The organism is Nocardia sp. JMUB6875, assembly GCF_041154655.1.
Lineage (GTDB): Bacteria > Actinomycetota > Actinomycetes > Mycobacteriales > Mycobacteriaceae > Nocardia.
Map to the genome: position 1 here is coordinate 1 of NZ_BAAFGR010000271.1, position 7,173 is coordinate 7,173.

Below are 7,173 nucleotides of genomic sequence, written 5' to 3' on the forward strand. Positions count from 1 at the left end.
GTCTGGGGCGGCGGCCAGTTCGTCCAGGAGGGATTCTTTCGCGAAGACCGGGCCGAGGGGGTCGAGGGTGAAGCCGAAGGTGGTGGTGAGTTCGGTGTAGTAGTCGGCGGTTTCGCCTTGGGTGGGCAGGCCGGGAATGCAGATGCGGTGGCCCGAGAGCTGGGTCGGAGTGAGGGTTGGAGCGTTGGCGAGTGGGTGGCGGGGGCCTACGAGTAGCTCGTGTGGTTCGTCGATTACGCGGGCGGCTCGGATCGATTCGGGTAGCCGCCTGTACGCCGGGATGGCGTGGAATGTGGCGTCGATCGTTCCGGCTTCGATGGCGGCAACGGCGGTGTCGACGGCGCCGTCGACGGTGACGATGTCGAGTTCGATGCCGGGATGGGCGCGGTGGAAGTCCTGCAGGAGGCTCGCGGTGATGATGCGGCGGGCGACGACATCGACGCGCAGCGCACGGCGACCGGGCCGCACCGAGGCTTCGGCGCGTTCCGCGACCCGGAGCAGATCGCGGGCGTGCGGCAGGAAGGCCTCGCCTTCGATGGTGAGTTGGGCGCCGCGCGCGGTGCGCGCGAACAGCCGCACCTCGAGGTATTTCTCCAGTGCCGCAATGCGTTTGGATACCGCCTGCTGGGTGATCGACAGCTCCGCGGCGGCCTCTTGGAACTGACCGGTCTCGGCGACGACGACGAAGGTGCGCACGGCGGTGAGATCCACCCGCCACACCCTACTTACACAACCGACGGTTGTGCGCCCCGCTCCACGCGTGCGCCCAGCAGCATCTCCGAGACGCCGAGCACGACGGTCAACAGCCCGACCGAGACCGACAGCGCCGTCATGGACTCGTAGGGAATCACCACGATGACCACGCCGACGATCAGCGTCGCCAGGCCGACCAGCTCCAGCCGCCCCGCGCCCTGGAACTCCTCCGACCACACCCCCACGATGGCCAGCACGATCCCCCGTACGACCCAGCCCATGCCGATCCACAACGACAGCAGCGCAACCGATTCGCCGCTGCTGAACGTCCAGGCCGCCAGCCCCAGCGCGATGATCGCGCTCGCCCCCTCGGCCAACTTGAGCGGAGTCTTGATCCGGGCCCCGAACGCCACGATCAACTGCACCGCCGCGGACGCCACCAGCACCAGCCCGAACAGCGTGCCCGCCACCGTGGCCGACTTGCCCGGCCACACGGCCAGCACCAGACCCAACACGATGGAACAGCCGCCGGTCACAACCAGCGACTGCCAAGCCCAGTCGGCGAATACATCGGTTCGCCCTTCGATTCGAGTGGCGGGCATGCACCCATGATATGACCGAAATGCCCAGCTAAATGGACGTTTGCATGATCCCCGGCGCGTCGTGCGCGCCGCCGCGGGACTCCGTCACGGCCGTGTTCAGGGCGCGCTGAGGAAGATCCCGCGGCGCAATGATCCGTCGGGGGCCATCCACGGGGCGTCGACGTGGCTGCGGTCGGAGTGGGTGGGTGCGCCGATGTGCAGGCGGCGGTGCAGGCGGATCAGTTCCGCGCCCGCGTTGGTGGAGCGATCGGAGTCGAAGGCGATATCGGTGTGGGCGTCGGTATCGATGATCGTGGGGCGGAATCCCGTTGCGGGAGTGAGGATGTCGCCCGGAACCAGGTGCACGGTCAGGTCGGGGGTGTCGCTGGTGTTCTGGTCCTGCGGGGTCGCCTTGCCCGCGAGCAGCGCCGCGGCCTGCTCGATGAACACCGGGTCGTGGGCCGCGTCGTAGAACCAGCGCGGGCCCAGGACACCGTGCTCGGCCGTACCGATGAGGGCGTGGTCGAGGCCCTCGACGGGAGCGCCGCGATAGGTCATGGGAACGAGGTAGACGACCGGCTCGGCGCCCGAGGTATCGGTGATGACCATGAGCTCGATGCCGACCTCACCGTCGGGATCGTCGAGGCGGAAGCCGCCGGATTTGGCGAGGGCGGGCTCCCCGGACCCGAGATACCAGTGCCTGGTGGGCAGCCACCGCGCCAGCAATGCCAGTTTTCCGGGCTTCACGGTCGTCTCATGGATCTCCGCCATGCCGCCCATCCTGCCAGATGCGCGCGGCCGACGGCCGAAACCCCTGCGGCTGTGGACAATTCGAGGTGCGGGAATCGCTCAGCGGAGCTTGCGGAAGAATTCCCGCAGATCGGCCGTGAGCAGATCGGGGGCCTCCATGGCCGCGAAATGCCCGCCGCGCTCGAACTCGGACCAGTGCACGAGCGAATTCTGCCGCTCGGCGATACCGCGCACGGTGTGGTTGCCGGGGAAGACGGCCACGCCGGTGGGGACACCGGAGTTCGACAGCTCCGCACCCCACTGCTGGGATTCCTTGTACAGGCGCATCGACGATCCGGCGGTGTCGGTGAACCACAGCACCGACAGATTGGTGAGCAGCATGTCGCGGTCGATCGCGTCGGTCGGGGTCGCCTTGGCCGGATCCTTGAAGGTGTTCACGATATCGAGCACCCAGGCCAGTAGCGCGGCCGGGGAATCGGACATGGCCGGGGCGAGGGTCTGCGGGCGGGTGGAGTGCATGCCCGCGTAGCCGGAGGTGTCGCGGCTGCTCCAATCCTGCAGGTAGGCCAGCTTTTTCTGATCGCTGGCGCTGTAGCCGGAGCCGTCGTCGTTCCAGGACGGGATGGTGATCGGGTCGTTGAGGTGCACGCCGACTACATGGTCGGTGGCGACGCGGCCCACCTGCGGTGCGATGAACGAGCCGGCGTCGCCGCCCTGGGCGCCGTAGCGGTCGTAACCCAGTGCGGCCATGAGCTCGGCGATCAGTTCCGCGCTGCGCTCGGTCGACGCGTCACCGGCGCGGTGGGTCGGCCCCGAGAAGCCGAAACCGGGCAGGGTCGGGATGACCAGGTGGAAGGCATCGGCCGGATCGCCACCGTGGGCGCGGGGATCGGTGAGCGGGCCGATCAGCTCGGTGAAGTCCTCGAAGGGCCAACCGTGGATGAGTACGAGCGGCAAAGCGTCGGCTTCCGGGGACCGGACATGCGTGAAATGCATTCGCTGCCCGTCGATTTCGGTGCGGAATTGCGGCAGCCGGTTCAGCGCGGCCTCATGGGTGCGCCAGTCGTAGCCGCTCCCCCAGTACTCGCACAGCTCCCGCACGTAGGCGGTGGGAATGCCGTAGCTCCAGCCCACGCCGGGCAGTTCCGCCGGCCAGCGGGTGCGCGCCAGGCGCGCGCGAAGATCCTCGATGTCGGTGTCCGGAATGGCGATTCGAAAGGGCTCGGTAGGAGTCATGTCTCCACCCTAGGAAGGATGTAGGTCAGTTCCGGTCCTATACCGGTGGCCGTTCCGCTGAGCCCAGCCCGCGTTCTACGCTGTGAGACAGAGCGATTCAGCCGCGACGAGGCGGCGCATGCGAAAGGTATCGGCATTGTGAGCACCGCTTATCCGCCCGGACCGCCATTGCCGAGCATCGTGCAGACCGTGCTGTACGCCAAATGGCGCGGGGCGCTGCTGCAGGCGGCGTCGCGCCGCTACGGAGATGTCTTCAGCCTGCGCCTGGTCCCTCCGTACTCCGAGAACGTGGTGGTGTTCACGCGGCCGGAGCACATTCGCGAGATCTTCGCGGGCGACCCGGCGGATCTGCATGCCGGCGAGGGCAATCGGCTGCTCGGCCGCATCATGGGCGAACATTCGCTGCTGCTCACCGACGAGGACGAGCACGCGCGGGCCCGGCGGCTGCTCATGCCCGCCTTCGTGGGGTCCTCGTTGCGCGGGTATCGCACGGTGGTCGACGCCATCGCCAAGACGCATGTTGACAAGTGGGCCTCCGGGTCAACGGTGGACACGCTGGACCGCATGAACGACCTGACACTCGATGTGATCATGCAGGTGGTGTTCGGCATGACCGACGAACGCCGCCGCGACGAGCTCGCACCGCGGCTGCGCCGCATCGTGAACATCAATCCGCTCATCTTCTTCGGCTGGAAGTACCCGTTCCTGGAGCGCCGCGGCATGTGGAAGCGCTTCCTCGACAATCAGGGTGCGATCGACGAGCTGCTCTACACCGAGATCGCGGAGCGGCGGGCGCATCCGGATCTGGAGGGTCGGGCCGATGTGCTGTCGCGACTGCTGGCGGTCGGATCCGGCGAGAATCCCTCCGACGCACCGCTGTCCGACGCCGAACTGCGCGATCAGCTGGTGACGCTGCTGCTGGCCGGACACGAGACCACCGCATCGGCGCTGTCGTGGGCGTGCTACGAGCTGGCCGCCGATCCGGAGATTCAGGCGAAGGCGCGGCGCGCGGCCCACGATGGCGACGAGAAGTATCTCGAGGCGGTGCTCAAGGAGGCCATGCGCCTGCACACCGTGATCGCCGCGACCGGACGGAAGCTGACCCGCGACATGACCATCGGCGGCCACGAGCTGCCGAAGGGCACCGTGGTATCGACGTCGATCCTGCTGGCGCATCAACGCACCGAGGCCTTTCCGGACGCGCTGACCTTCCGGCCCGAACGATTCCTCGACGGCGAGGTCGCCGCGAATACCTGGCTGCCGTTCGGCGGCGGGGTGCGGCGGTGCATCGGGGCCGGGTTCTCGCTCATGGAGGGCACGGCGGTGCTGCGGGAAATCCTGACGCGGCATCGGCTTTCGCTGCCCGCGGGTGCGGGGCCGGAGAAGTCGCGGATTCGGAACATCACCCATGTTCCCGCCGATGGTGCACGCGTGGTGGTGACCGCCGACAGCTCGGTGTAGCGGTGGCCGCTACCCGGTGACCGGGTGCACGTGCAGGGCACAGCTGTCGATGGTCACCGCGACGGTGCGGGTGTCGGTCGAATTGGGCGGTGTCACCAGCAGACTCGTGTAGAGCGGGCACCCGCTTCCGGAAGCGTCGAACGCCACGCCCTCCACCACCGCATTGGCCGGGTGGCCGGATACCAGCGTCACCACCGGCGGCTCGTCACTGCCCTGCGGCAGGCCGCCCATGTAGCCGCGCGGCGTGCGGTCGGCGTGCAGCAGCGGTCCGCCCGCGCCCGTATCGACACCGGGGTATCCGGTCAGCGTGCACGGAGCCGCACCCGCGGCCAGCGCGAAGGTGAACTTCACGCCCCGATGGCCGGTGCCCGGCGACATGACCTCCGCGGTGACATCGACCTGCCCGCTGCCGCATGAGGCGTACGGGGCCAGGACCGTGGGACCTCCAGCGGGTGTGGTGGTCGCCGAGGCCGGGGTTGTCCCGGTCGGATTGCCGTCGCCACGCGGGAACACCACACCACTGGTGGGAACGAACGGCGGTGACTGGTGGTTCGAATTCGAACACCCCGCCACGGCCAGAGCCACCGCGACAATGCCGAGAATCCCTCCGCGAACACGCATTTCCCAACTCCTCCCGGTTCGGAAACTGGCCCCTCCAGCCTAGGTGCGATCGGCGAACTCGGCCGTCGGCCGCGCGTGCTCGCGCACCGCGAACGCCGAGCACTCCGGGCAGTCGCTGATGACCGGATGACTGCATTCGACCAGGTGCTCGAGGAATCGATCCGTCGCCTCCAGCAGCGCGATGCGCTCGCGCACCTCGGCCCGCCGCCGCGCGATCATGGCTATCCGATCGTCGCACGCGCCCATGCCCAATTGGCGAATCTGCTCCAGCGACAGCCCGGTTCGCTGCAGTTTCTGGATGACGCGGGCGTAGTCGAGGATGTGTTCGTTGTAGCTGCGATGCCCCGACGGGCTGCGCGGCGGCGCGAGCAACCCCACCGACTCCCAATGCCGCAGCACGTGCGTCTCCACACCGAGTGCCGCCGCGGCGTCCCCGATTCTCATGTCCTGGACCGTGGCCACGATTCACCCCTTTACTTCATGTCGACCTTAAGTATTAGCGTGCCAGCATGTCCGATCCAGTACGCAATTCCAGCCTGTTCCAATGCTGCGCCGCCGTAACCACTTCCATCACCGGAGCGATCCGCCCACGGCGGGCCGACCAGCGGTTTCTGCGGTCGCTCACCGATGCGGGACTGCCAACGCCGCAGCGCACGGTCACCGTGACCGCGTTGCAGCAGACCGAGCGTTCCGTGCCGACCTCGGCCGTGGTGGAGGGCGTGTTCACACCCAAGCGCATCGGCAGCTCGCTGACCTCGTTCGTCATCCAGCATCCCGAAGCCACCTTCATCGTCGATCCCAGCTTCTGCCTCGACGCCGAGCACCGCGCGATCGCGCAGCTGCCGGGCCTGCTGCGTCCGGCGGTACGCCCACCGGCCGACACCATCGCGACCATCACCGCCCTCGAGGCCGAACCGGGCCTGCCCGCCCTCGATTTCGCGCTGCCGACCCACGCCCACTGGGATCACGTCTGCGGCCTGCTGGACCTGCCGGGGCTTCCGGTCCACATGCACAGCGTCGAAAAGGATTGGGTCACCACCGGTCCGGTCGCTCCCGTCGGCGGCGTCCGCGACGGACTGCTCGACCGGCCCATGGTGGAGTACGAGCTCGACGGCCCGCCGGTGCTGACCTTCGCCCGCAGCCGTGATCTCTTCGGCGACGGCAGTGTCGTCCTGGTCGACCTCGCCGGACACACGCCGGGCAGCGTCGGCGTGCTCGCCCACACCGCGCGCGGCTGGGTGCTGTTGGCAGGCGATGCGGCCTGGCACGCGCTGCAGATCGAGAAGATTCGCCAGAAGTCCGGGTTCCCGGGCATATTCGTCGACGTCGACCGCGATCTCACCTTCAAGACCCTGCATCGACTGCACCTGGCCCAACGCCTGGTGAAAGTTGTCCCCACCCATGACCACGCCGCCGCACAGCATCTGACCACGCGGTATCAGGAGGCCGCCGAACCGCTACCGTGATGGCATGGGGATCACCGTGCGCCCGGCGCAATTGTCCGATATTCCCGAGTTAGCGCGCGTGCTGGGCATCGCGTTCTCCGACGATCCACTCATCGAATGGCTGATCCGCGACGACGCCACCCGCGCCCGCCGCACCGCGATCCTGTTCGCCGCCCAGGCCCGCCACCACTTCATCCCGCTCGGCGGGGTCGAGGTGGCCTGCAACGACGCGAATTCCATAGTCGGCGCGGCACTCTGGGCCCCACCCGGCCACTGGCACGTCGACGACGCCGCCACCATGCGCCAACTCCCCAGCCTGCTCCGCGCCTTCCGCCACCGCCTCCCCGCCGCAGGCCGCATGGCCGACAGGATGATGGCCGCCCACC

Annotated in this window: 8 protein-coding genes and 1 pseudogene; 3 read left to right on the top strand and 6 right to left on the bottom strand. The window is 68.3% G+C overall.

From position 1 onward, the window contains the following. From ACAM49_RS37480 to ACAM49_RS37495, 4 genes are all read right to left on the bottom strand, one after another. Nucleotides 1-711, bottom strand: a 711-nt coding sequence (locus ACAM49_RS37480; protein WP_369640278.1) for a LysR family transcriptional regulator, incomplete at its 3' end; no start/stop codon positions are given. A gap of 14 nt (nucleotides 712-725) precedes the next feature. After that, entirely contained in the window at nucleotides 726-1,295 is a 570-nt protein-coding gene (locus tag ACAM49_RS37485; RefSeq protein WP_369640279.1) for a DUF308 domain-containing protein, read from the bottom strand. A gap of 96 nt (nucleotides 1,296-1,391) precedes the next feature. Further along, a complete protein-coding gene (locus ACAM49_RS37490; RefSeq protein ID WP_369640280.1) occupies nucleotides 1,392-2,045 on the bottom strand; it encodes a 1,4-alpha-glucan branching protein in 654 nt (217 codons plus the stop codon). Between the two features lie 78 nt (nucleotides 2,046-2,123). Beyond that, a complete protein-coding gene (locus ACAM49_RS37495; RefSeq protein WP_369640281.1) occupies nucleotides 2,124-3,260 on the bottom strand; it encodes an epoxide hydrolase family protein in 1,137 nt (378 codons plus the stop codon). Nucleotides 3,261-3,398: 138 nt separating this feature from the next. On the opposite strand from ACAM49_RS37495, the gene ACAM49_RS37500 reads away from it, so the two are divergent. Then, nucleotides 3,399-4,721, top strand: coding sequence for a cytochrome P450 (locus tag ACAM49_RS37500; RefSeq protein ID WP_369640282.1), 1,323 nt, complete (start codon nucleotides 3,399-3,401; stop codon nucleotides 4,719-4,721). Between the two features lie 9 nt (nucleotides 4,722-4,730). Here ACAM49_RS37500 and ACAM49_RS37505 read toward each other — a convergent pair whose 3' ends face one another. Then, nucleotides 4,731-5,342, bottom strand: a complete 612-nt coding sequence (locus ACAM49_RS37505) for a DUF4232 domain-containing protein (protein ID WP_369640283.1) — start codon at nucleotides 5,340-5,342, stop codon at nucleotides 4,731-4,733. A 39-nt stretch (nucleotides 5,343-5,381) separates the two neighbouring features. Further along, nucleotides 5,382-5,786, bottom strand: coding sequence for a MerR family transcriptional regulator (locus ACAM49_RS37510; RefSeq protein WP_369640284.1), 405 nt, complete (start codon nucleotides 5,784-5,786; stop codon nucleotides 5,382-5,384). Between the two features lie 65 nt (nucleotides 5,787-5,851). Here ACAM49_RS37510 and ACAM49_RS37515 point away from each other — a divergent pair, with 65 nt between their 5' ends. Together ACAM49_RS37515 and ACAM49_RS37520 are read left to right on the top strand one after the other, a co-directional pair. Continuing rightward, nucleotides 5,852-6,808 (top strand): MBL fold metallo-hydrolase, encoded by a 957-nt coding sequence (locus ACAM49_RS37515; RefSeq protein ID WP_369640285.1) that lies wholly within the window; start codon nucleotides 5,852-5,854, stop codon nucleotides 6,806-6,808. Nucleotides 6,809-6,812: 4 nt separating this feature from the next. Then, nucleotides 6,813-7,173, top strand: a pseudogene (locus ACAM49_RS37520) (GNAT family N-acetyltransferase); the annotation flags it as partial.